Source organism: Dyella subtropica (genome assembly GCF_026283965.1).
GTDB lineage: Bacteria > Pseudomonadota > Gammaproteobacteria > Xanthomonadales > Rhodanobacteraceae > Dyella_D > Dyella_D subtropica.
In genome coordinates this window covers 106,314-131,467 of record NZ_JAPDPD010000016.1, presented here as the reverse complement: position 1 = coordinate 131,467, position 25,154 = coordinate 106,314, and the positions used below count along the sequence as shown (strand labels likewise).

Annotated in this window: 19 protein-coding genes and 1 tRNA gene; 7 read left to right on the top strand and 13 right to left on the bottom strand. The window is 62.1% G+C overall.

Annotation, left to right across the window (positions count from 1 at the left end):
* The first annotated feature begins 26 nt into the window (after nucleotides 1-26).
* Nucleotides 27-497, top strand: coding sequence for a DUF6491 family protein (locus tag OUZ45_RS14875; RefSeq protein ID WP_266170909.1), 471 nt, complete (start codon nucleotides 27-29; stop codon nucleotides 495-497).
* 103 nt (nucleotides 498-600) lie between these two features.
* Here OUZ45_RS14875 and OUZ45_RS14870 read toward each other — a convergent pair whose 3' ends face one another.
* Both OUZ45_RS14870 and OUZ45_RS14865 read right to left on the bottom strand, forming a co-directional pair.
* Nucleotides 601-933: a GFA family protein gene (locus tag OUZ45_RS14870; protein WP_266170908.1), complete on the bottom strand. Its 333-nt coding sequence runs from the start codon at nucleotides 931-933 to the stop codon at nucleotides 601-603.
* 31 nt (nucleotides 934-964) lie between these two features.
* On the bottom strand, nucleotides 965-1,120 hold the full coding sequence (locus tag OUZ45_RS14865; protein WP_266170907.1) for a hypothetical protein: 156 nt from the start codon (nucleotides 1,118-1,120) through the stop codon (nucleotides 965-967).
* A gap of 678 nt (nucleotides 1,121-1,798) precedes the next feature.
* On the opposite strand from OUZ45_RS14865, the gene OUZ45_RS14860 reads away from it, so the two are divergent.
* The 5 genes from OUZ45_RS14860 to tsaA all read left to right on the top strand — a co-directional run bounded on the left by OUZ45_RS14860 (nucleotide 1,799) and on the right by tsaA (nucleotide 7,830).
* A complete protein-coding gene (locus OUZ45_RS14860; protein WP_266170906.1) occupies nucleotides 1,799-2,914 on the top strand; it encodes a hypothetical protein in 1,116 nt (371 codons plus the stop codon).
* A 539-nt stretch (nucleotides 2,915-3,453) separates the two neighbouring features.
* Nucleotides 3,454-4,812 (top strand): PKD domain-containing protein, encoded by a 1,359-nt coding sequence (locus OUZ45_RS14855; protein ID WP_266170905.1) that lies wholly within the window; start codon nucleotides 3,454-3,456, stop codon nucleotides 4,810-4,812.
* A gap of 338 nt (nucleotides 4,813-5,150) precedes the next feature.
* Nucleotides 5,151-5,465, top strand: coding sequence for a hypothetical protein (locus OUZ45_RS14850; protein WP_266170904.1), 315 nt, complete (start codon nucleotides 5,151-5,153; stop codon nucleotides 5,463-5,465).
* Between the two features lie 31 nt (nucleotides 5,466-5,496).
* A complete protein-coding gene (locus tag OUZ45_RS14845; RefSeq protein ID WP_266170903.1) occupies nucleotides 5,497-7,347 on the top strand; it encodes a GGDEF domain-containing protein in 1,851 nt (616 codons plus the stop codon).
* Between the two features lie 69 nt (nucleotides 7,348-7,416).
* Nucleotides 7,417-7,830, top strand: a complete 414-nt coding sequence (gene tsaA, locus OUZ45_RS14840) for a tRNA (N6-threonylcarbamoyladenosine(37)-N6)-methyltransferase TrmO (protein ID WP_266170902.1) — start codon at nucleotides 7,417-7,419, stop codon at nucleotides 7,828-7,830.
* 111 nt (nucleotides 7,831-7,941) lie between these two features.
* Here tsaA and OUZ45_RS14835 read toward each other — a convergent pair whose 3' ends face one another.
* The 4 genes from OUZ45_RS14835 to OUZ45_RS14820 form a co-directional block, all read right to left on the bottom strand.
* The gene (locus OUZ45_RS14835) at nucleotides 7,942-8,988 is read right to left on the bottom strand and encodes an alpha/beta fold hydrolase (RefSeq protein ID WP_266170901.1); all 1,047 of its coding nucleotides are present in this window, start codon (nucleotides 8,986-8,988) and stop codon (nucleotides 7,942-7,944) included.
* Nucleotides 8,989-9,134: 146 nt separating this feature from the next.
* Entirely contained in the window at nucleotides 9,135-10,334 is a 1,200-nt protein-coding gene (locus tag OUZ45_RS14830; RefSeq protein WP_266170900.1) for a M48 family metalloprotease, read from the bottom strand.
* A gap of 149 nt (nucleotides 10,335-10,483) precedes the next feature.
* A tRNA-Arg gene (locus OUZ45_RS14825) sits at nucleotides 10,484-10,560 on the bottom strand.
* Between the two features lie 194 nt (nucleotides 10,561-10,754).
* The gene (locus OUZ45_RS14820; RefSeq protein WP_266170899.1) at nucleotides 10,755-12,653 is read right to left on the bottom strand and encodes a M61 family metallopeptidase; all 1,899 of its coding nucleotides are present in this window, start codon (nucleotides 12,651-12,653) and stop codon (nucleotides 10,755-10,757) included.
* 280 nt (nucleotides 12,654-12,933) lie between these two features.
* Here OUZ45_RS14820 and OUZ45_RS14815 point away from each other — a divergent pair, with 280 nt between their 5' ends.
* A complete protein-coding gene (locus tag OUZ45_RS14815; protein WP_266170898.1) occupies nucleotides 12,934-13,518 on the top strand; it encodes an outer membrane beta-barrel protein in 585 nt (194 codons plus the stop codon).
* 183 nt (nucleotides 13,519-13,701) lie between these two features.
* On the opposite strand, the gene OUZ45_RS14810 is transcribed toward OUZ45_RS14815, so the two are convergent.
* The 7 genes from OUZ45_RS14810 to OUZ45_RS14780 form a co-directional block, all read right to left on the bottom strand.
* Nucleotides 13,702-15,138: an amino acid permease gene (locus OUZ45_RS14810; protein ID WP_266170897.1), complete on the bottom strand. Its 1,437-nt coding sequence runs from the start codon at nucleotides 15,136-15,138 to the stop codon at nucleotides 13,702-13,704.
* Between the two features lie 85 nt (nucleotides 15,139-15,223).
* Nucleotides 15,224-16,501: a sterol desaturase family protein gene (locus tag OUZ45_RS14805; RefSeq protein WP_266170896.1), complete on the bottom strand. Its 1,278-nt coding sequence runs from the start codon at nucleotides 16,499-16,501 to the stop codon at nucleotides 15,224-15,226.
* Nucleotides 16,498-17,235: a lysoplasmalogenase gene (locus OUZ45_RS14800; protein ID WP_266170895.1), complete on the bottom strand. Its 738-nt coding sequence runs from the start codon at nucleotides 17,233-17,235 to the stop codon at nucleotides 16,498-16,500. The genes OUZ45_RS14805 and OUZ45_RS14800 overlap by 4 nt, the downstream gene beginning before the upstream one ends.
* A gap of 182 nt (nucleotides 17,236-17,417) precedes the next feature.
* A complete protein-coding gene (locus OUZ45_RS14795) occupies nucleotides 17,418-19,691 on the bottom strand; it encodes a TonB-dependent receptor (RefSeq protein WP_266170894.1) in 2,274 nt (757 codons plus the stop codon).
* A gap of 405 nt (nucleotides 19,692-20,096) precedes the next feature.
* Complete coding sequence (locus tag OUZ45_RS14790; RefSeq protein WP_266170893.1) at nucleotides 20,097-21,428, bottom strand: alkaline phosphatase family protein; 1,332 nt, start codon at nucleotides 21,426-21,428, stop codon at nucleotides 20,097-20,099.
* Between the two features lie 68 nt (nucleotides 21,429-21,496).
* The gene (locus OUZ45_RS14785) at nucleotides 21,497-22,591 is read right to left on the bottom strand and encodes a glycerophosphodiester phosphodiesterase (protein WP_266170892.1); all 1,095 of its coding nucleotides are present in this window, start codon (nucleotides 22,589-22,591) and stop codon (nucleotides 21,497-21,499) included.
* 171 nt (nucleotides 22,592-22,762) lie between these two features.
* Complete coding sequence (locus OUZ45_RS14780) at nucleotides 22,763-25,087, bottom strand: TonB-dependent receptor (RefSeq protein ID WP_266170891.1); 2,325 nt, start codon at nucleotides 25,085-25,087, stop codon at nucleotides 22,763-22,765.
* Nucleotides 25,088-25,154 lie beyond the last annotated feature (67 nt).

Sequence of the window (25,154 nt, the reverse complement as noted above, 5' to 3'; positions counted from 1 at the left end):
GCTGCAGTCATGCCAAAGGAGTGCGTATGAAAGCAACACAGCTCGGCCTCGCTGTTCTCTCGCTTGTTCTCGCCAGCACTGGCACACAGGCACATCAGGAAAACCAGACCATCACACGACTGAGCGCCCTGCAGGGCCAAGCGGGCGATCCGATAACCTCGCTTCGGCTCAACGATTCCAATGCCTCTTGGGAGGCCCTGGGCAATCAGGATTTGCTTGTCCATTCCCCCGCCAGCAACCAGACCTGGCTGCTGCACACGAGTCTTTGTCCCGGGCTGTCCAATCAGAAGCGGGCTCTGATCACTTATGCCCAGGACATGACTGTCCACATCGGTACCGACAACCTGGTGCGAATGGACGAGCGCGGTGGACGTTGTCGCATCCTGGAAGCACGTCCCATCGCGAATGCGCTGGTACAAGGTGTGCGAGGCAACCTCTTCGTTGGCCCACGCGGCCGAAACGAAAACCCTTCGCCAACCTACAAGGCGTCTACTTGAAGAGCACCGGTCATCCCTGGTGACCGGAACCATCGATACGTCGGCGCTCAGTGGGCGCCCTAGGCGTTGAACACTGGTCAGGCCTGGCTATCGCCGCTTTCGATCAACCACCCGGCACATGCTCTTCGTATGGGGGCAAGTCGTCGGTGACGGTGAACCATGGCGCCTTGGAGCTGACGAAGATGTGCGCCGTAGGGCGAATGGCGGGATCGTCGACGAGGGTTCCCATGGTGACGTGCACAAAGGCGCCTTCGCGAACGACGGAATAGAGCAGCGAGCCGCACATCTTGCAGTGTGTGTCGTAACCACTCTCGTCACCAAAGCACATGAGGCTGTCCTCGCCCTCGGTGATGGCCAACTTGTCGCGCTCAATACCCGCAAACGGTTCGAAAGCCAAACCCGTCGCCCTTCGACAGTCCGAGCAGTGGCAATTCAAGGCGTAGAGATCCGCAGGCTAAGGAATCGCTTCAGCCGGCCGAGCTCGCCATGGGCGCCACAGGAGCGTGGCTGACCGCCGCGCTCGACGCGATCGATGGTGTCGCGAACATGGCGCCCAAGGTCAGTACGCAGATCAGCAGGCAGGCGGCGAAAAGACTTTGCAGCATCAGGGTCTCGGATTTCATGTTGGCTTTCCTTGAGTGAGGGAGTGAAGCTTTCGAGAGATCTATGGCAAAGCCCGTGCCAACGATTCAGATCCTCGGGAAGCCGCATTCTCAAGCCATTTCGCCAACGGCCTCCCAGCGTGGAGGACTGTCCGCGGACGACGTTGCTGTTTGTCCGGACATGCACGGACGACGGAAGACACGCCGGCCGGATGGCGTTTCATCGAGCCCAGATTGACTCGGCGCGAGCACATCCCTAAGCGCAAGCTACGCGACAGCTTTAATCGGCCAATCATGCCTCGATAATGGATCCTCACTATCGATGTCGGCATTTATTTCTTGCGCAAAGCGCATCAATTTTCGTTTTTATCGATTCAATCTTCCTATCTTTATTTTCGTGTCCGAAATTGGGATTTTTCCAGTTGACCGCAACATGGAATATCCCTAAGTTTCGGCGCGTCCGTCGTTCGGGAGACGACGGACGGTTCCGGGGTGATGCGACCGGGGAGGGAGCATCACCTGTCTTTCGATCCACGCGCAGCCCGGCAGGGAACCGTCAGGGCGTTCTACGCATCGGATCTTCGGGAGCCAACCATCGCACTACATCAATCGCCGCACGCGAGTGCGGTTTCTTTGCATGGGGCCACGCAGCCACATCGGGTTCGTGCGCCCTGGAATAACTCAACGGGGAGTTAATGCATGAAATTTCGTCTTATCAGTGCCGCTACTGTCCTGGCCGTCATAGGCCTCAGCGCCGGCGCCGCGATCGCAGCGGATGACACCGGCTCGGACAATCCGTACGCGCCGTCATATGGGCATCCGTACCGCCACGGTGCGGTGCCGACGCGCGAAGCGCACAGCCACATCCGGGAATACGCCACCATGAAGGGCGGCCCCAACAGCAGCACCAAGACGCTCAGCTACGGCGGCGGCGTCGACGGCATCGGCGTCACCAGTGGCACGCCCAAGGTGTACATCGTGGTGTACGGCAGCCAGTGGGGCTCCGCCGGTACCGACGCCAACGGCAACATGACGCTGTCGGGCGACGCCAATGGCGCCGTGCCGTATCTGCAGCAGCTGTTCAAGGGCCTAGGCACCGGCGGTGAGCTGTGGTCCGGCACCATGACCCAGTATTGCGACGGCGCCGTGGCCAGACTCGCTACCTCTTGCCCCACCACCGGCGTGACGCACATCGGCTACCCCACCAACGGCGCCTTCGCCGGCATCTGGTACGACAACTCAGTCGCTTCGCCGTCAAACGCCACGGGCAACCAGCTCGCCAATGAAGCCATCAAGGCCGCGGCGCATTTCGGCAACACCACGGCTGCCTCCAACCGCTACGTGCAGTACGTGATCCTGTCGCCCACCGGCATGCATCCGGACGGCTTCAACACCTCCGGCGGCACCTTCTGCGCATGGCATGACTACAACGGTGATACCACGCTCTCCGGTGGTGCGGCTTCCTCGCCGTACGGCGACATCGCCTTCACCAACATGCCGTATGTCAGTGACATGGGCACCAGCTGCGGCCAGAACTACGTCAACAGCGGCGCGGCCGGTACCAACGACGGCTTCTCCATCGTGGAAGGCCACGAGTACGCCGAGACTATCACCGACCAGAACCCGGCCGGTGGCTGGACCAACCACACCCGCTCCACCTCCAAAGGCCAGGAGAACGGTGACGAGTGCGCTTGGATTAGCAGCGGCCAGGGTGCCAGCGCCAATGTGCTGACGGGCAACGGTAGCTTTGCCATGCAGAGCACCTGGTCCAACGACACCGCTCGCTGCGACATCGCACATCCTATCGTGCATTGACCCGCCGGGGCCGGGCCTAGCCCGACTCCGTGCAACCAGAACGGGGCTGCGCAAGCGGCCCCGTTTTCGTAAGACGCCATGGTCGGACTCCAAACCCGGCTCGATACTCGGCCCTTAGGGATGCTCTGATCTGTTCAACGCATGGATAATCGACTCTCATTATCCATTAGTACGCTTATTTCTTGCGATTCATCGCATCAACTTCCGTTTAATCGATTCAAATTTCCTATTTATATTCCCGTGTCCGGAATCAGGTTTTTTCCAGTTGACCGCAAGATGGAATCCCCCTAGTTTCGGCGCGTTCGTCGTTGGGGGGCGGTGAACGGTTCCGGGGTGATGCGACCGGGGAGGTAGCATCACCTGTCTTTCGATCCGCGCGCGCCTGATAGGGAAATGCTCGGGCGTTTTACGCATCGGATCTTCGGGAACCCGCCATAGCAGTACATCGAGCACCGCACGCGAGTGCGGCTTCTTTGCATGGGGCCACGCAGCCACATCGGGTTCGTGCGCCTTGGAATAACTCAACGGGGAGTTAATGCATGAAATCTCGTCTTATCAATACCGCTATCGTCCTGGCCGTGATGAGCCTTGGCGCCAGTACCGCGATCGCGGCGGATAACAACGGCTCGGACAATCCGTTCGCACCGTCTTATGGACATTCGTATCGCCACGGCGCCGTGCCGTCGCGCGAAGCACATGCACGCATGAAGCAGTACGACGCACTGCATGCGGCTACCACGGGTACCGAGACGCTCAGTTACGGCGGCGGCATCGACGGCATCGGCGTCACCAGCGGCGCGCCCAAGGTGTACCTGGTGGTCTACGGTAGCCAGTGGGGCACCGCCGGCACCGACGCCAACGGCAACATGACACTCTCCGGCGACACCGTCGGCGCCGTAACCTACCTGGAAAAGATGTTCAAAGGCTTGGGTACCGGCGGCGAACTGTGGTCCGGCACCATGACCCAGTACTGCGATGGCCCCAGCGTCGCATCGGGTGCCACCTCCTGCCCATCGGGTGCGCCATTGATCGGCTACCCCACCGGCGGCACTGCTTTCGCCGGCATCTGGTACGACAACTCCGCCCCCTCGCCATCGAGCGCTACCGCGGCGCAGCTCGCTCAGGAAGCGATCAACGCCGCCGCGCATTTCGGCAACACCACCGCCGCCTCCAACCGCTACGTACAGTACGTGGTCCTGTCGCCGACCGGCACGCATCCGGATGGCTTCAACACCGCCGGCGGCCAGTTCTGCGCGTGGCATGACTACAACACGGATGCTGGCGTGAGCTCGCCATACGGCGATATCGCCTTCACTAACATGCCCTACGTGTACGACATGGGGACGAGCTGCGGACAGAACTTCGTCAACAGCGGCACCGCCGGCAACCTCGACGGCTTCTCCATCGTCAATGGTCACGAGTACGCCGAAACCGTCACCGACCAGAACCCGGCGGGCGGTTGGACCAATCACACCGGTTCCACCTTCAATGGCCAGGAAAACGGTGACGAATGCGCATGGCTCAGCTCCGGCCAGGGTGCCAGCGCCAACGTGGTGATGGGCAACGGCACCTACGCGATGCAAAGCACCTGGTCCAACGACACCAACCAGTGCGACATCTCACACCCGATCGTGACCAATGGCGGCGGTGGTGGTGGTCTGGTGGCCAACTTCAGCTTCACCACCAGCCATTTGGTGGCCCGCTTCACCGACAGCTCCACCGACAGCAACGGCACCATCACCGGCCACTCGTGGACCTTCGGCGACGGCACCAGCTCCACCGCCACCAACCCGAGCCACACCTACAAGGCCGGCGGCACCTACAGCGTGACGGAGAAGGTGACCGACAATCACGGCGTCAGCAAGTCCAAGACCAGCTCCGTGAGGGTGAGGCACTAAGCACGACTTACATCGACACCATCGATGACGCAAGACGAAACAGGGCCGCGCGAGCGGCCCTGTTTTATGCTGCGATTCGAAGCGCTGGATTTTCACCGGGACAAAGCGATATATGATGCCGGGCGCGATGCCTGACGCATGCATGCTGACTGCTGTCCGGCGCGATAGCGGCCCGACCCGAGATCACGGCGGGCGCCGTAAAAAGCATTCCCGACACTTTGTACGGGAATGCCCAAGAGAAGAAGTGGCACGATCGGAGCGGTACGCGGTTTTCGGGGGAGACCGCCTATCGCCATGACTGCAACATCCCCCGAGTACGATTAACCCAGGGGGAGTACATGTCGGACGTTATTGAATTTCTGGAAAAGATAGGCCAGGACGCGACCTTGCGTCACGCCTCGCCGGAGGACATGGAGCTTGCCATGCGGGATGCACAGATCGATGCGCCATTGAGTTCGGCCATGCTTGCCAGAGATGCCTCGGAACTACAGACCTTGCTGAATCTACGTCCCATGTTCGCGTTCCAGGCGGACCCGGTTCCTGGCGAGGAAGAGGAACAGCCCGGCAAGGAAGAAGACCCGGACGAGGGAGACGACACCACGCCACTAGAAGGTCGATGGACCTCTTCGCGATCCACGATCATGTCGGCGTAGTCGCCGCCCATCGATGTCCAAGGCAGGCAGCATGCGTCGAGCGCCTTTCACAGGAATCCTTCTGTTCCTGGGCTTGCTGTTCCTGGGCTCGCTCTCGGGCACGGCCGCTGCCGCCGTGCCCGAACACGGCGAATCATTACAGCTGCTTCGGCGGGCAGACAGCATCAAGACAGCCGACCATCCCCAATTCGTCGAACTGCTGAAACAGTTGGACGGCCATATGGCGATCCTGCCGCCCGAACAGCAGTGGTATCTGCGCTACCTCGATGCGTGGCAGGTGGCCTACGAGGGCAGCTACGAAGGCGCCGGCCTGCAGTTGAACGCCATCATCAAACAGTCCCCCGATCCCACCTTGCGTTTTCGTGCGACCGCCACGTTGATCAACATCCTCGGCATCGGGCATCGCTACGAGGAAGCATTCACACGGCTGAACCAGCTGATCGATCAGTTGCCGCAGATCACCGACAAGACGGCGCGCTTCCAGGGGCTCGCCGAAGCTACCGAGCTTCTGATTTCCGCGGGGCAGTACGATCAGGCCGCCACCTATGCCGACCAGATGCTGGAGAACATTCCGCCCGGCGACAGCGCATGCAAGGCCATGTTCTACAAGCTTCACGCGCAATTCCATCGCGGCGGGATGCAGGCACTGGACCGGTCATTCCAGCAAGGTGTCGACCTGTGCACCCGCACCAATGAAACCCTGGCTGCCGATTCGATACAGGCGGATATCGCCAGCTTCGACATCCAGCATGGGCAGACGGCCCAGGCCATCGCGCTGCTGCGAGACCATTACGCCGCCGTCAAACGCTACCAGTATCCAAGTCTGACCTCTCAGTTCGAGGCCTTGTTGGCACAGGCCTACTGGCAGGTGGACGAGCCTGCGTTGTCGAAGAGTTTCGCGCTTGCCGCGATCGACAGTTCGATCAAGGACGAGTACACCGAACCGTTGAGTCAGGCTTATGACCTGCTCTACCGGATCGAGAATCGCCAGGGCAATTACCGCGAAGCCCTCGCCTACCACGAGAAGTACCTGGCGGCCGACAAAGGCTATTTGAACAGCGTCAGTGCCGCAGCGCTGGCCTACCAGGTCGTCAAGCAGCAAGCGCAGGCAAACAAAGTGCAGGTCGATGCGCTGAACAAGCAGAACCGGATTCTGCATCTTGAACAGGCACTCGACCGCAAGGCGATGGAAAACAGCCGTCTGTACATCATTCTCTTGCTAACGGTGATGGTCTTCATCGGCATGTGGCTCTACCGCCTCAAACGCTCGCAGCTGCGTTTTATGTGGCTGTCGCGCCTGGACGGCCTGACCGGGATCTGCAACCGGAAGTACTTCATCGAAGAGACCGAGCGTTCGCTGCGCCACGCGGAGAAAGCCGGGCAAAGCGCCGCCCTCGTCATCATCGATATGGATCACTTCAAGCTGGTCAACGACACCTATGGTCACGCCGTAGGCGACCAGGTTCTCAAGCATGCGGTGGCGGCATGCCAGCGGCATCTGCACTCGCGCGATATTTTGGGCCGCCTGGGCGGCGAAGAGTTCGCCATCCTGCTGCCCGGCAAGAGTCCCGACCAGGCATGGGTTTGCGCCGAACAGATCCGACTGGAGATCGCCGCCGAGCCAGTGACTGGCGACATCGCGATCACCGCCAGCATCGGCGTGGCTTCGACCGAGCGCTCCGGCTGGGAAATCCGCCAGCTTCTGACCGACGCCGATCACGCGCTTTATCGTGCTAAACGGGATGGGCGAAATCGTGTCGCAACGAGCAAGGCGGAAGACAGCCTCGTCTCGCCATCCTGGAAAAAGAGCAACTGCCAGACATCCGGCGGTGATACCCAGGACGTTCCTCCGTGCGCCGAAGGGCAAACCAGTTCCCGCTGAAGCGCTTGCCTTAGCGCCCATGGCGGACATCTTTTAGCAAACGCGTGCGGCTGCTATTCGGAGAAATACATGACGCTCTTTGAAGTGAGGACCATCGGCAGGGTCGAGTCTCCCCTGACCGACCTTGCATCGGCTCCCCGGCAGGCCGACGAAGGCGCACCCGAAGCCTGGCTGGTTTTCGAGCCGGAGATGCTCGAAGGATTACAGAGCATTCGACCCGGCGACGAGATGATCGTCATCACCTGGCTCGACCGCGCCCGCCGCGACGTGCTGAAACTGCATCCGCGAGGCGACACTAGCCGATCATGCGAAGGCGTCTTCAGCACCCGCGCCCCTCACCGCCCCAACCCCATCGGCCTGCACCCAACCATGGTGATCGCGATTGACGGTACACGTGTACGGGTGCGGCATCTCGAAGCGCTGGATGGCACACCGATCATCGACATGAAGCCGGCACTCAGCGAGAACATTGATCGGCGCTGAGCACGGGTGCGCTCCGTCGAACGATGCGTGCTCTGTCGTTGAAAACCACTAGCGCTAGGCTCCGATGATTTAACCACTCTCCCCCCTTTTTCCAGGAGAGGGCCGACTGCCCTACTTCCTTGAGTCCAAGGATGCCTGTCGAAAGGTATGGGCTATCGCATCGAGCACTGCTTCCGGCGCGTCCATTTGGATGTAGTGCCCCGTGTGCGGCACTTGGACGACGGTGCCTCGCGTGGAGCGCGATGCGACATCGCGGTGTAGCCCGAGAAGCATTTGGTACTCGGCATCCGCCTGATCCTGCGTTTGGCTCTTTCTTTTCGGAGCAGGGCTGGCGACAAGCACCATCAACGGCATAGATCCGTAGTTTCCCGGCTTCGCCGCGAGCTGGCGGGCGCTTTCGTAGAAGCTGCTCTCCTCCTCCCACACCATGGCCCTGAGCGCGCCGGGGCTGACTGACAGGTCAATCATGACCTTATTGATGGCTGCGTCGAAATGGGAGTCGTACTCCGCAACACATCTCTCATAGAGAGGAATGCCAACGGCGAGCTCGCCGGCGGTCGCCGCTGTAACGCACTCTTCGTCTTCCTTGTATTGGCGCTGATTCGCGGCATGCCAAACATCGTAAGGCCGGTGGTCGACTCGGTTGTAGCCTTCGGCCTGATGCTCGTTGGTCGGATCGACCAGCACCATCCCCACGACTTCGCTGGAATGTTCCGCGGCAAAGAGCCGAACGGCCATGCCACCCATCGAATGGCCTACGAGCAGATAGGGCGGACGAATCTGCGCCCGCTTCAATAGGGCATGCAGGTCGTTTACGACTTGCTGGACCGCCCCGGGGCGCCTGGGCGGATCGCTGAAACCAAGCCCTGCCCGATCGTACGAGCACACTCGTGTGTAGCCAGAGACCACCGGCTGGATTCGCGCCCACGTCGAGAACATGTCGCCGTGCCCCGCTTCCAGGATGACCGTGGGTTCGCCGTTACCCGTGCAATGCAGATGGAGGCGGCGTCCCCGTTCGATCTCGACCAAGCGGTCGACATGGGTGTAAACAGGATCGCTGATAGGCAGTGGCGGGATAAGTCGTTCCGTGGCGAACGCGGGTCCAACATGGAACGTAGCCAGCAAGACCAAGCTGCAAGAGGCGAGTCCTTTCCACATGGATAGCCAGTTTCCTTTTTTCTGATCACATGCAACGGCAACGAAGGCCAGCAGCAATCCAATAAGCCAAGTTGATCGAGGGTATCCAACTGGGGGACGTCTCAATGGCTTGATCACTTTTAACTTCTTTGCCGTCCCACTAGCCGTTACCGGCAAATCGTCGCGTACTGAAGCGACTCACCGGTCGCCCACGGCCGATACGACTGCGCCATACGAATGCGCTCCGCGGTCGAAGGGTGGCTACCTCGAGTAGTACGGGCGAACCAACCCGGCTCAGCCAACTCCGTGGGTCCCACCCAACTGGCGAAGAGTTGGGCAGCTGCATCGTTCTCTCGACTCAGCTCCAAACCAAACCGATCGGCCTCGCGTTCGATATGGCGGTCGTAAGTCAGGAAAACAGGAGTGATGGCGATCCAGAACAGCGTCACGCACAAAATCAGTAGCGGCAAGGAACGTACATCGTCGAGGCGACTGAAACCCATCCACACACCCCATCTTGCGATGGCGAATCGACCTGCCATATGCGCAAAGCAGAAGGCGCTCAATACAAACAGAACGATGATTGCCCACGCCTTCCAGTTGTCTCCCATGACGTAGTGCTTGAGCTCATGTGCGACGGTAAAGCGAATCTGGGCAGGCGTTTCAGTTTTGAGGAGATCGCTCGCCAATATGACCCGGTTCGTGGGTCCGAGCCCGACGACCGTGGTATCGCCTCCTCCCACGACCACGTGTATATCAGGAACTCCGCATTGTCCCGCCATACCCCGTATTTCCGCGGATAACGCCTCATCCTTGAGAGGCTCGTAGCCGTTGGTCGAGAACGCCATCCATGCCGGCTGTAAAACCAGGGCGGCAAAGCTCAACGGAGCCGCCACGATGGCAAGCCACAACCACCACCGCCTGGGGCTGCGCCGCATCAACCAGTAAGGAATCCAGAGCAACAACGCGATGCAGGCCAGCGGCAAGACGAGGGCCTCAGCTTGTCCGGCCCACCACTGGCCCAGACTGTCGGGAAATTTTCCGGGATAGGCGAGATGCCGGACGGCATTGAGCGGAAGGCGTAGAACCGCGCTTATGAGCAGCAAGGTGCTGGCAAACAGGATGAGAGCGACATAGCGCCTTCCTCCCGCACAGCGCTCAAAGGTCGCGCCCAGTCGGGCACTCCATCCCGATAGCAGCAGCCCCAAGGGTAGGAGAAGATACAGAGCTCGCTCCGCGACCCACGTCCAGTTGAGGGTTTGAGTCCAGGCCTGCGCGGCTGGAGAAGGTGGCGGCACACCGACATCCCCGGCTAGCGCGGGCCAGGCGATCCATCCAAAACAAGCTGCGCATAGAACAAAGCGCACACAACCCCGCCTTCCGATTCGCTCCAAAAGCATCGGTAACCTTCCTTGATCACGTGTGGTTCGTGTAGCCGCCTGGGCCTTTCCGATGGTATCGAATGTCCGCCATCGATAGCAGACATACATTCAAGGAGCTGTCGGAACTAAAGAATTGGCGCGCCCGGAGGGATTCGAACCCCCGACCAATGGCTTCGGAAGCCACTACTCTATCCGGCTGAGCTACGGGCGCGTGATGCGGCAGGACCGTCGCAACGGGTAAGGCGGTTGCGCGGCGGACGCGCAGTATAGCGGACTTGGGCAGACCTGGGCGACGAGCGATCCCGCTGCGTCAAGTGCCTGTCACCAAAGAAAAAGCCCGCCGCGAAGGTGCGGCGGGCTCTCGCTGAAGGCGTTCTACCGATGTGCGGAGAACGCCTTGGACACTCAACGTGCCTTGAGCAGATCCGCCAGGCGGTCCGGCTTGCCGGTGATGCGCTCCAGGTGCGGGTACTTCAGGCCATCGTGGTAGTCGATGCGCAGGGTCTGGTATTGGTCGAAGTTCTTCACCAGCAATTCGATCGGCTGGTTCTTGTCCTTCGCGGAAGCAGTGACCGCATCCTTCATGGCGTCGTTGGAGAACTCTTTGCCGTTCACCGCGATGATCTTCATGCCCGGCGACAGACCGGCCTTGAAGGCGGGGCCGTCCCACAGCACGTCGCTGATATCGCCGCCCTTGGCCATGGACACGCCCAGCGAGTAGGTGAGGTTGGCGCCGCCGAAGCGCGCTTCCGCTGACTTGGCCGCGGCCGACGGCTTGTCGTTGTAAACGAGCTTCCAGCCGCTGGCTTCGATGCCGCCGGTGATCGGACCGTGGCCGTCCAGACGCTCACGCAGATAAGGCGCCCAGTCGTACGGCTGGATGGTGTTGAGCGTCTTCACCACATCCTCGAAGGTGTAGGTGTTGACCTCCCACTTGCCGTTCTCCATGCCGAAGAAGGCCTTGCCGAAATCGTCGATGGAGCGCTTGTTGCCGGACAGCTCGCGCAGCTTGCCGTCCACTTCGAGCCAGATCATCTGGCCGCCGGAGTAATAGTCCTCGCTCATCTGGTAGTTGCGGTACGGCAACGGGCGACGCTGGGCGATGATCGGGTCGTTGGTGGTGTCCTGGATGTTGCGCCACTGCTGCAGGCCCGGACGGCCCTTGTCGTAGTTGGCGGCGACCATCGCGAGCATGTCGCGTGCTTCGTCTTCCTTCCACAAGCCCGAGCGGGCGGCCATCACATTGCCCCAGAACTGGGTCTGACCTTCGTATACCCACAGCAGGCTGTCCTGCATGGGCACGTTGAAGTTCGGCGTGGCGAGATCCGCGCCACGGCGGTACTTGCCGTCCCACGAGTGGTTGAATTCATGCGGCAGCAGGTCGCGGCCCAGCACGCCCTTGTCCCACTCGGTGAAATAGCTCGGCGACATACCGTTTTCGCTGGAGCGGTGATGCTCCAGGCCGTTGCCACTCATCTTGTCGCTGAGCGAGAACAGGAAATCGTAGTGGTCGTAGTGGTGCGCGCCATACATCTTGTACATCTGCTGCACCAGGTTCTGATGCACCTTCAGCTGCTCGGGCTTGATCTCCAAATACTTCGGATCGTCGGCCACGATGTTGAGGAACACGGGCGTCTTCGCGCCCGGATCGAGATCCACACGCTTGAAGTACTTGCCAGCGTAGATCGGCGAATCGACCAGGTCGTCGTACTTGATCGGCTTGAAGTGCACGGTGTTGCCGTCGCGCGAGGCCAGCTCCAACGCGCTGCCGTACTGCCAGCCGGCGGGGAACTTGACGCTCGCCTCGGCCTGGATGCGGCTGGCGAAGTAACCGGCCGGATATATGGTCACCGCATTCCACTGCAGGTTGAGCATTTCCTGCGTCATCACCACGCGGCCCTGGCGGGTGTCCTGCGGCGACAAATACTGGAACTCCACCTCCACACTGCTCGCGCCTTCCGGCACATCGACATGGAAGGCGTACACATTCAGCGGATCGCGCGTCCACTTCAGCGTCTTGCCATTGGCCGTTACCTTGAGGCCGGCCATCTTGTCGATCGGGCCGTTCGGCGCATGGTTGCCCGGCAGCCACTGCGGATACAGCAGGGTCAGCGGGCCCGCCTGCGCCGGCACCACTTCGTGCACGCGGAACACCCGGCGGGCAAGGTCGGTGGCGTCGACGTCGATCTTCAAAGTGCCGTTGAGCGGAACGTCCTGCGGGGCGGGCACGTCGGCAAGGGCGGCGAAACTGCCCAGGCCGAGGCCCGTAGCGAGGATGGCGGAAGCAAGGCGCGAAGCTTTCAAAACGGTCTCCTGTGGCAAAACCCGCACGCCCGCAGCGGACGTTGAACGGAATGTGACTGGCCGATGCTAAGCCGCGACGGCGTGCCACACCCCATGCCAGAGGTCATGTGACTGACATGAAGCTGACTTAACCCCACCCGGAAAAAATTTCGCGCCAGGGGTTTTGAATTGTAAAAAAGCCCTTATCCTTCCGGTCCCCGCGAACCCCGCGCGGGCCGCCGTGACGACTCCCCCCCATGCGTCGCGCCGGGCAACCACAAAAAAGAAGATGGAGTTCTCCATGAACAAGACTCTGCTTTCGGCCGTGCTGGCCGTCGCTGCGCTGTCCCCGTTTGCTGCCAAGGCCGATGAGGCCAACCAGCTCAACAACTTCTTCGTGACCGGCAACCTCGGTCAGAGCAACTACCGCGTCGGCGGCCTCACCGACAAGTCCGACGTGTTCCAGAGCGTTCGCTTCGGCTGGCGCTGGAACAACATCGTCGGCGCCGAAGCCGGCTTCACCTCCCTGGGCCAGGGCAAGTATTCCGCCAACAACGTCACCGTCGGCGTCCAGCCGAAGGCCGTCATCCTGGGCGTGAACGCCAAGTACGACTTCTACGGCCCCTGGTTCGTCAGCGGCCACGCTGGCTACCTGCGTTCGCGCACCACCGGCAGCGTCACCTACGGCGACAGCCGCATGACCGAGAAGAGCTGGAACAACGGCTGGTACGGCGGCGTGGGCGTGGGCTACAACGTGACCGAGAACGTCGCGCTCGCCATCAACTACGACAACTACCACGTCAAGTACGGCCGCGGCGGCAGCAACCAGCCGCAGACCAACGCGAACGTGGCTGCGTACTCCGCTTCGGTCGAGTACCGCTTCTAAGACGTTCGCTCGCTACGCGAGCTATGACGTTGCAGAACAAAAAGGGCGCCGCAAGGCGCCCTTTTTGTTGCCCGTAGGAGCGCACCCTGTGCGCGACAAATCGGCAGGACTGCCGGTTTGCACGGGCCGAATGAAAAGCCTACGAAGCGCCGTCGCCAGCGTGGTCGCCCACAGGGTGGGCTCCTACAAGCTCTTCTCCAACTTGCTATGGCGCATGCCATACGCAAAGTAAACCACCAAACCCAAGCTCACCCAGATCAAAAACACCTTCCAGGTAATCCACGGCAACTCCGCCAACAACCAGATCGAAAACCCAATACCGACCAGCGGTATCAACGGCACTAACGGCGTCCGGAACGACCGGTGCAAGTCCGGCTTGCGCTTGCGCAAAAGCATCACCGACGAACAGATCACGATGAAGGCCGAGAGCACGCCGATATTCACCAACTTAGCCACTTCCTCGATGGGCAGCAGGCCGGCCACCAATGAGGTGAACACGCCCAGCACGACGGTGGGCCGGTGTGGCGTGCCATAGCGCGGGTGCACCTTGGCGAACCAGCCCGGCAACAGGCCGTCGCGCGCAAGCGCGAACCAGATGCGTGTCGCGCCGAGCATGAAGGCGAACAGTACGCTGATCAGTCCGAATACGGCCGAGACTGAAACGGTCAGCGCTACCCAGCGCAGACCCAGTCCCTTGAAGGCGTCAGCCACCGGTGCATCGGTCTTCAGGGTGGTGTAGTGGGCGATGCCGGTGAGCACCAGCGACACGGCCAGGTACATCGCCATGGAGATGCCCAGCGACAACAGCACCGCCCGCGGCAAATCGCGCTGGGGATTCTTGGACTCCTCAGCGGCCGTGGTGAGCGTGTCGTAGCCAAAGACTGCGAAGAACACGACCGCCGCGGCAGAGGCCACGCCTTGAAAGCCGAAATGGCCGATCCCGTCGGCACCGATGACGCGCTCGGGGATGAACGGCACCCAGTTGGATGGATTGACGTAGAAAGCGCCGACGCCGATCACCAGCGCCACGGCCGCGACCTTGATCGCCACCACCAGTGTATTGAAGCGCGCGCCCCATTCAGTGCGGAAGATCAGCAGCGCCGATACCCCCAGCGTCACCAGTGCGGCGATCACATTGAAGACATGGCCCTCGCCGGTGCCGATGGCCCCTTTGGCCCATACCGGCAGATCCATGCCCATGCTGGCCAGCGCCGATTGCACATAGCCCGACCAGCCGATCGCCACCACCGCCACGATCAGCGCGTATTCCAGCAACAGATCCCACCCGATCAGCCAGGCTGCCAGCTCACCCAGCACCGCGTAACCGTAGGTGTAGGCGCTGCCGGTCACCGGGATCAACCCGGCGAACTCGGCATAGCAAAGCGCCGCAGCCGCGCTGGCGATGCCTGCGATCAGGAACGAAAGGGCCACCGCCGGGCCGGCGTTCAACGCGGCCTGCTGGCCGGCGAGTACGAACACGCCGACACCGATGATGCCGCCGATACCGATCGCGGTGAGTTGCCACAAGCCGAGCACGCGGCGGAAATCCCCGCGCTTGCCGACATCCGCCTGGAGTTGTTCGACCGACTTATGACGCAACAGCTTGCTTACAACGCTCATCGCATGGATCCCGCACAAGGAGCGGCGATCATAGCGAATGCGCCAGCTGGCGCCATGCTGCGATTGCGCGGCCTCCCCTGGCGAGCTAGAGCGCCTGCGGCGCCCCACCTGCCCTGCGCAACACCGGCCACCGGTCCATGCCCGCGAGTGCAGCCGCGCTCACCAGGTAGACCGCCGCGATAGCAAAACCGATCACCGGCTGCGCCACGGCAAACCAGCCGCCCATCGCCAGGGCCAGCACGGCCGTTGCCGACACGCGCGCCAGCTCCAGCCAGAACCCTATGCGCCGCCCTTCCATCCACACGCCCAGCGCACTGAGGCTCAGCAACAAAAAGCCCGCGTAGGTCAGCAGGGCCGTGGCCGGCAGGTGCTTGGCCAGATCGAGGAAGTGCACGCCCATCACCAGCAGCAACGCGAACTGGACCACACCGTAGATGGCAAGTGCCGGCGACAACCGAGGCTCATAGCGCTCACGCAGAATGTCGAAAGCCGGCTTGGGGAAGCGCGCCGCCACATCCACCGGGCGCCAGCCTGGCGGCTTGATCCACACCAGCAGCTTGTCGCGCCAGCGTTCCGCGTGCCACGCGTCTTTCCACGTCGCCCAATACACCTCGGCATTCGCCCACAACGGATTCCAGCTGCGCAGTGGCGCGCGTGTGCCGTACACCGGCGGGTCCTCGTCGTTCTCTTCGACAAAGCTGCCGAACAGCCGATCCCACAGGATCAAGATGCCGCCGTAATTCTTATCCAGGTAACGATCGTTCACCGCATGGTGCGCGCGATGGTTGGAGGGCGAGCAGAACACGCGGTCGAACCAGCCCAACCGCCCCACCATCTCGGTGTGCACCCAGAACTGATAGAGCAAGTCGATCAGCGCCACCACCACGAACACTTGCAGCGGATAACCCAGCAACGCCATCGGCAGATAGAACAGCCAGCCCAGCAGCACGCCGCTGCCGGTCTGGCGCAAGGCGGTGCTGAGGTTGTAGTCCTCGCTCTGGTGATGCACCACGTGCGCGGCCCACAAGATGTTCACCTCGTGCCCGGCGCGGTGCAGCCAGTAATAGAGGAAGTCGTACAGCAACAGCGCACTTGCCCACACCCATAGCCGGTCGGCCGGCAGCGCGAACAACGCCAGGTGTTCTACACACCACGCATAGATGCCCAAGGTCAGCAGCTTGGAAAACACCGCCACGATCTGTGAGATCACGCCGAGTCCGAGGCTGTTGATGGCGTCGCTGGTGTGATACACGCTGCGTCCGCGCCACTTCGCCACCAGCAACTCGAGTGCGATCAAGACGAAGAAAACCGGTGTCGCCCAGGTGATGATGATTTCCTGCGCGCTTGAATGAGGGATGTTCAAATCCGCCCCCCCTCTTCTTCCGGGTCAGCGCTGGCCACCGAGCGCGCCAGCAGCCACAACGCCCCATAGTAGGTCGCCAGCACCCAAAGCACGGCCCAGGGCAAGTTGATGCGAAAGCGGTTCCAGGCCAGCAAAGTGTCGCTCATCATGAAGAGCACCGCGCCACACGCAGCCAGCCAGGCTGGGTTCGCCAGCGTGTCGCGTTGCACGGCGTGCTGCCACGCACGTCCCATCGCCTGCCCACCCATGATGGCCAACACCACCGTGTAGACGACCACCGGCAGATGCAATTCCTCCGGCACCGTGGGCCAGAGCGACCAAAGCGTGAGCGCGCCATAGGCAAGGCAGCCCAGCAAGGCGAGCGGACGCGTGCCGAAACGCACGTCCATGCTCAGCGCCACCAGGAAACACAGGTGCGCAAATAGGAAAGCCACCAGGCCCTCGACGAACAGGTCCTGCGGCAGCATCAGGAAAATATCACCCACCAGCGACAAGCCGATGCCGCCGAGAATCCACTGACGATAGCGCGACGAGAGGGGGGCGGGCGTACGCCAGGCGATCCAGAACACCACGGCAGTGGCCAGGGGCTTGCACAGCCAATGCAGCCAGAGCCAGTCCGCTGTGTCCTCCGCCAGCAGTCCGCCAGCGATGGCGCCCAGAGCCAGGCAGCACGTAGCGAAGCTGAGCCAGCGGGGTGTTGTGTAGGAAGGAGTGGCGGTAGGTAGGGCGGCCATGCATGCAACCGGCGGATAGTCCGGTGGCGATCATAGAACCGATTCGCCGTCTTCGAGCTGTCGTAACAAGCACCCCTGCAGGCAGCAGGGAGTGGGAGGGGGGAAGCCCCTGGAACCACATTGGGACTTGCGGGGCTACACCCCAACCCTCCCCTGCTTCACGCAGGGGAGGGAGAAGGGCATCAGAAGCGCACCGTCGCCGTAAGCATGGCGGCGCGCGGGGCACCTACCTGCAAGGTGGCGAACTGGCCCTGCGGGTCGCTCGGCACGAAGCCGTTGGTGCCGATCGACGAGAAGTACTTCTTGTCGGCAAGGTTGGTCACGTTGAGTGCCAGCTTGAGATCCTGCACCGTCTCGCCCAACTTGCCGAAGTCGTAGCCGGCCTCGGCGTTGAAGATCCAGTAGGACGGCACCGACGCGTCGTTGAGGTAGGTGTAGTAGCGCTTGCCGGTGTAGTTGGCCGACACGCGCATATCCCACGGACCATGCAACCAGACCAATTCGCTGGCGAACAGCTGCTTGGGGCTGTCGACGGTGGTCTTGTCCTTGGTCGGCACGACCACGCCGCCGTCGACGTAGTTGTTGTCGTACGTGGACTTGTTATAGGAGAGCGAGTTGTTCCAGCGCAGTTCCGGCGTCAGCTTGAAGTTGACGGCCAGCTCGGCGCCGCGACTGGTGACCGAGCCCACGTTGGCGTACGCGCTGGGGCAGCCCATGATGCCGCTGCACTGGGAGATCACCAGCAGGCGGTTCTTGAACTTCACGTCGTACAAGGCCAGCGAAGCCTCGTAGAAGTCGGTGACGCTACGCACGCCGCCCTCGATGGTGCGCGACTCTTCCGGACGCAGCTGCTTGCCGAAAGCGTTGAACGCCACCTGCGTGGTCGCCAGCGGGCCGTTCACGCCGGCCTGGAAAGCGGCGATGTTCTTGGCGTACGAACCGAACACCTCATAGCCGTCACCCAGCTTGTAGCTGGCACCGACCTGCGGCAGGAAGTTCTTCTTCGCCTCCAGATCGCCCGAGGCGTAGGTCTTCAATAGACCCGGTGTGGCCTGCGCCTTGATCTTGCTGTCCGGCGCCTTGAAGCCGACGTCCACCGACAGGCGGTCGTCCAGCAAATGCATGCTGTCCTGCAGGTAATACTGCGTGGTGGTGGTCTCGTAGTGCTGCGCGAACACCCGGATGTCCGGATTGCGCAGGAAGCGACGATCATCCACCGGGCCAGAGATGAAGTAGTAGTTGCGGTGCACGTTGTGGTTGCTGTCCTCGTACCACACGCCGGCTTCGATATGGTGCATGCCGATGTCCCAGTTCAACGAGGACACCACGCCGGTGCGGTCGATGCCGTATTCGGTGGTGCGGATCGAGATCGGCACCTGCTGCGGCGTGCCCGGGTAGGAAGCCTGGTACGGCGTCCACCAGTGACCCTGGCCGCGATCGGTGTGGTAGTAGCCCGTCGCCTTGAAACGCAGGCCCTCAGCCAGCGCGAAATCGCCGAACAGGCTGCCGACGGTGTCGTCACGCAGACCACGGCCCGCGTAGTAGGCGTCGTCCGCGTTGGTTACGCCGCCGGTGTAGACGCCGTTGGCCGCGTTCACCGCGCGATTCCAGTTCGGCGCGTAGTTATCCCAGTTCCAGCCCAGGCGATGCAGCATGTCCAGCGAGAGATCCTGATAGTCGGTCTCGTCGCGGCTGGAGGTGGTCAGCAGCGCGCCGACGCGGCTGTCGCCGAAGTCGTACACCGCCTTGCCGTTGAACTGCTTCTGCGTCTGCGAACCGTCGCCCTTCCATTTGTCCGCGGTGGAGTAGGCACCTGACAGGTAAGCGGAGAAGCCGTTGTAGTTGCCGGTATCCAGGCGCACAAAAGTGCGACGCGCCGCATCCGTGCCGAAACCCTGCGAGGCGGTCACGCCGAACTTCGACAGCGGGTCGGCGGAGAAGAACTGCACGGTACCGCCCAGGTCGCCGGTGGAGGCGGTGCCCAGCGCGCCAATGCCTTCGGCCAGTTCGGCCGTGCCGAGGTTCTCGGCGATCAGCGCGCGGCTGATGTGCAAGCCGTTGTTGTTGCCGTAGCTCATATCGCCGAGCGGGATGCCGTCCAGCGTGAAGCCCAGGCGGTTCTGGTTGAAGCCGCGCAGGCTGAAGCGGGTCGACCACTCGTAGTTGCCAAACGGATCAGCCGATTCGAAATGCACGCCCGGCTTGCTGGCCAGCACCTTCAGCGCGCTGCTGCCCGGCGGCAGGATCTTCACGTCCTCGATGGTGATGCGCTGCACCTGGCGCGTCTCGCCCTGGCCGATCACCGAGATCGAATCAAGCGTCTTCGCCTTGTCGGCGGCGGCATCCGCCACGGCCGGCGTCACATCGTTATCGGCCGCTGCAGCCACACCATGCAACGCCGCGAACAACGCGAGCGCGAGACCCGTCATGCGGATAGAACCCCTGCGAACTGACATGCGTACGTTTCCTTTGCGCAGCCGTCCCCCTTGGCGGGAGGCCACGTCGTTGATTGATTGGATGGAATCGAAGGCTGCCCCTTAAAAACGCGCTCTCACCTGAGTCAATCCGGCGAGGCCGAACTGAAGCGCGTCTCCCACAGCCGTACGTACAAGCATGTACGCAATTTGTGAAACTGAGTTTACATACGCATGTCAGAGCAGCAGTGGTTCGCAAAATGACAACACAGCGTCACAAACGCTCTTGGTGTTGCTCTTGATCTCCGGGTCCCCTGTGCAGCGGGCACGCAGCCGCGAACATCGAAGCGCACCACTCAGGACCCCGGCCTACGCCGGGGTGACGAAGTAGGAGGGGTGTCTTGAGCACCTGCCCCTCACCCTGAAGGGGAAAGGGAGATTAGGAGCTCAAGGCGAAAGCAGCGTCTTACCTTGAGCCTGCGCAAGACTGACACCAAGCAAACGCGCGAGCGTCGGCGCGATATCGCGCATATCCACGGCGCCCAGATTCTTCGCCGCCGGCACACCCTTGCCTACCACCAGAAAGGTGGAACGCATCGCCGGCATCGCCGGATCGTAACCATGCATGCCGCGGTAATGGCTGGGCGCGGGCAGCGGCGTATCCGGCTTCACCGCCATTTCAAAGCCTGGCTTGAACAGCACGAACCACGTCGCCTGCGATGTGCCGCCCTGCTCCACCAACTGAGCGTGATCGAGTACGCGCTCGATGCCGTAAGCCGGATTCCCCTGCAACTGCGCCAACAAGGCCGATACTTTCGCCAAGGTCGCTGCATTGCCTGGCTCGCGCAACACGATGGCCGCGCTGCCGCCATCGTTCCACGGCATCGCCTGCCAGTCCGTCACTGCACCATCCTTCAGCGTGATCAGGCCGGCCTGGATGAAGGGCGCATAGAGGTTCACGTCCTGCTGCACCGGCAGGAACCCGTGATCGGACACCACGGCGACCACGCCGTCCGGGTGCACCTTCATCGCCGCACTCACCAGATCGCCGACGAGACCGTCGATGCGCTCCAGCGTGTGTTTCGATTCCGGCGTGTCCGGACCGCTCGCATGCTGCTCATGATCGAGCGAAGTGAGGTAGGCGGTCATGAAAGCGGGCTTGTGTTCTTCCATCAGCTCCACCGCGAAGCGCGAGCGCGTGACATCCCCGGCGAGGCTTTCGTCGATGCCATCGGCGTAAGGCCCCAACTGTTTTTCCAGTGCGGGCAGCAAACCCGGCGTGGCCAGCGCCGCGAGCAGCTTGCGATCGTCGGGTAAACCGGTGCGCCAGATCTGCGGCAGGTTCCAATCCACCATGGCACCGACACTCACCGGCCAATGCACGTTGGCGGTACTTAGGCCCGCCGCATGGGCGGCATCCCACAAGGTGGGCACGCGGATGTCGCTGGCATACCAGGCCCAGCCCTGTTGGTTCTTGTTGGTGGGATCGAAGGTGAGGTTGCCGGCGATGCCATGGCGATCCGGCGACACACCCGTCAGCAAGGTGGTGTGGCTGGGATACGTGAGCGTGGGCAGTACGCCGCGCACCTCGCTGGCGTAGCTGCCCTGCGTCATGAAGCGTTGCAGGTTGGGCAGCTTCAATCCGCGCTGCTGCGCCTCGATCACGTCGGCCGGCCGCAAGCCGTCGATGGAAATCAGCAACACCGGTGCGGCGTGCGCCGAGGTGATGGTGGCAAGACCAAGCAGGCCGACAGCGAAACAGCGGGCAATAGAGCGCATGAGGAAACCGGAATAGCGGACGGAAGCCTTCGAGTGAACGCTATCCCGGTGACAATCTGATGGCAGGCTCAACGCCCGTCGAGGGCCTTGCGGCCAAGGGCCGGATCGTCGGTGAAGAACGCATCGACGCCGGCATCGAGATAAGCGCGAATCTCAGCGATGGAGCCGGCTTCGTTGAACGTCTTCGGATCGCTGCCCTGCCAGAAGTTCTTCGCCTGGAAGTGGTTTTCCGGACGGAACGTGTAAGGGTGCAGCTCCAGCTTCACCGCGTGCGCATCGTGCGCCAGCGGCGTCGGCTGGCCCAGCTTGCCGTCCTTGGTGAGCGGGATGATGGCGCGGATGTTCGGGCCGATGGCGTCGGCATAACCGGCGATCTCACGCAGGCCGGCCGGCTTCATCATCTCGCCGTAGGTCAGCTTGCCACCCGCCGCGACCACGTCATAAGGCTGCTCCTTGGCATCGTCGAGCAACTGCAGCAGGCGGATGTTCGGATGATCCTTGCCCAGCTTGCCGTGCAGGTAACGCAGGTTGGCGATTTCGAAGGACTGGATCTCCACCGGCGCGGTGCGCGTGTACGCATGCGCGGCGAGGATCGCCAGCACGCGATCTTCCATCGGCAGTCCGGTCTTCTGGAAATAGGTGCCGTGCTTGATTTCGGGAATGATGCCGATCACCCGTTCGTGCGTGGCGGATTCCGTGGCGACGAAATCGATGATCTCGTCCAGCGTGGGGATCTGGAACTGGCCGTCGTACTTCGTGCTGCGCAGCTCCGGCAGGCGCTCGCGGGCGCGTAGGGTTTTGAGCTCGGCCAGGGTGAAGTCTTCGGTGAACCAGCCGGTGACGGCGTGGCCGTCGATGGTCTTGGTGGTTTTGCGGCCGGCGAATTCGGCGTGACTGGCAACGTCGGTGGTACCGCTGATCTCGTTCTCGTGACGTGCCACCGGCACGCCGTCCTTGGTCATCACCAGATCCGGCTCGATGAAATCGGCGCCGTCAGCGATCGCCTTGCCGTAGGAGGCGAGCGTGTGCTCCGGGCGCAGCGCGCTGGCGCCGCGATGGCCGATCACCAGAACCTTGGCGGCAATGGGTTTTTCAAGCGCGTGAGCGGCGTAAGGCAAGGCCAAGCCCAAGGTAGCGATAGCGAGCCAGGATAGCGGTTTCATGGGTGGGTCCGAGGTGATTTGTTAGAGCGAGGAATGTGGCGATGTCGCAAGGGCTTACCCCCTCCCAGCCTCCCCCTGCAAGCAAGGGGAGGAGCAAGAGCTCACGACTCCGTGCCCCCTCCCCTGCTTGCAGGGGAGGGCTGGGGAGGGGTGAACCCTTGCGACTACCTATCAGAACTTCACATCCAACGTCAGGAAACTCTGCCGCGGCGCACTCGCATGGAACGCCAACTGGCGCCCGTTCGGATCGAGATTGGCGAACGCGGTGAGGTTGGAGGCGTAGCGCTTGTCGGTGAGGTTGGTGACGTTGAGCGACAAGCGAACGTCCTGCGCGAACCACGCCGCGCCGAAGTCGTAACCGGCACCGAAATCGAACGAGGTGTAGCCGCCGAAGCCCTGGTCATTGGTATAGGTGTAGTAGCGCGTGCCGGTGTACTTGCCGCGCAGACTCACGTTCCATGGACCGTACACCCAGCTGATTTCGCTGGCGAACATACGCTTGGGCGTATCGACCGTGATCTTGCCCTGGGTCGGCACGGTCACGCCGTTCTGTACGTAATTGTTGTCGTAGGTGGAGCGGTTGAACGATGCCGAGTTGTACCACTGGAAATGCTCCAACGGCTTCCAGATGAAGGTGAACTCGGCACCCTTGCTGCTCACCGAACCCACGTTATAGAAGCGCGTGGTGCAGGCCGGGGTGGTGCCCTGCTGGATGCTCGGGCATGGGTTGAGCGAGAGCAGGCGGTTGTCGAACTTCACGTCATACAACGCGGCGGAGGCTTCAAACTCGCGCTGCACGATGCGGTAGCCGCCTTCGATGGTGCGCGATTGCTCCGGCTTGAGGTTGCCCTGTGTCGCATTGAACGAGGCCTGCGTCACCAGCAGCGGACCGCTGGCACCGCCGCCCTGGAACGCGGCGATGTTCTTCGCGTAAGACAGGAACAGCTCCTGGCCGGCGTCCAGCTTGTAGCCCACGCCGATCTGCGGCAGCAGGTTCTTGTCGGCCTTCAGCGTGCCATTGGCGACCGGCGCTTCGAACATGCCCGTGGCCTCCTTGGCGGTCATCGTGGTGTGCGGGCTCTTTACGCCCACGTCCACGCTGAGGCGATCGTCCAGCAGCTTGAAGCTGTCCTGCACATAGGCCTGGCGCGTGGTGATCACATAGGCCTGGCTAAACAGGCGGCGGTTGGGATCGCTGAGATAGGTATCGTCATTGATCGGGCTGCTTATGTAGTAGAAGTTGCGCTCGACGTTGTGGTGGTTCTGCTCGTACCACACGCCGCCTTCAAGATGATGGCCGCCGACATCCCAGGCCAGCGACGCGATGGCACCGGTGCGGTTGATCTTGTAGTTGGTGCTGCGGATCGAGATCGGCAGTTCCTGTGGCGTGCCCGGATTCGACTTCTGCCCCGGCGACCACCAGTGGCCCTGGCCGGCGTTCTCGTGGTGATAGACCTGCCCATGCAAGGTCACGCTGTCGCTCGGATAGAAATCGCCGGCGAGGTAATAGAGATCGTCGCGGCGCAATGCGCGGCTCTGGTAGTAAGCATCGTCGATATTGTCGACGCCGCCGGAGAACCCGCAGCGCGCATCCTTCACGCCCTTGACGGTGTAGGCCGGTGCGCAATACGCCGCCGCCAGGGCGCGATTCCAATCCGGTGCATACAGGTTCCAGTCCCAGCCGAGACCGCGCCCCATGCCGCTCTTGGAGAGGTACGCGTAGTCCGCCTGCGAGGTGCGCGAGGTATCGGCGAACGCGGTGATGCGACCACCGTCGAATTGATACACCGCCTTGGCATTGAACTGCTTGGTGGTGGTCGGCGAATTCGGCCGCGCCCACATGTCGGCAGTCGCACGAATGCCCGACAAGTACATCGAGAAGCCGTGGTAGTCGCCGGTATCCAGTCGCAGATAGGTGCGGCGATTCTGGTCCGTGCCGAAGGTCTGCGCGAAACGGCCACCGAACTTGGCCTGCGGATCGGCCGAGAAATACTGGATGGCGCCGCCCAGGTTGCTGGTGGAGGCGATACCGAGGCTGCCGATGCCTTCGGCCAGCTCCGCGCCCACCGCGTTTTCGGAGATCAGCGCGCGGCTGATGTTGAGGCCGTTGTAGTTGCCGTAGGCGTTGTCGCCGAGCGGCACGCCATCCAACGTATAGCCCAGGCGCTGGCCGTTGAAGCCGCGCAGGCTGATGGTCTGTGATTCCTCGTTCGCGCCGAACGCATCGTTGGACTGCACATTCACGCCCGGCATGCGGTTCAGCACCTTCTGGATGCTGGTGCCGGCCGGCAGCACGGTGGTATCCGCCGGCTTCACGCGCTGCACCTGACGCGTCTCGCCCTGGCCGATCACCGAGACCACTTCCAGGTTCTTGGCGGCATCCGGCTTGGCGGCCGCAGCATCGGCGGCAGGCTGGTCGACGTCAGCCGCCAAGGCGTTTTGAGATAGGGCGGCCAGCGCGATGGCTGTCGCCATCGCCAGGATGTTTTTCTTCATGATGTGAAGCTCCAGGGGAATGGGGCGCTTGCCTAAGCGCCTGTTCCCTATCGCTGCGTGGTCCGTG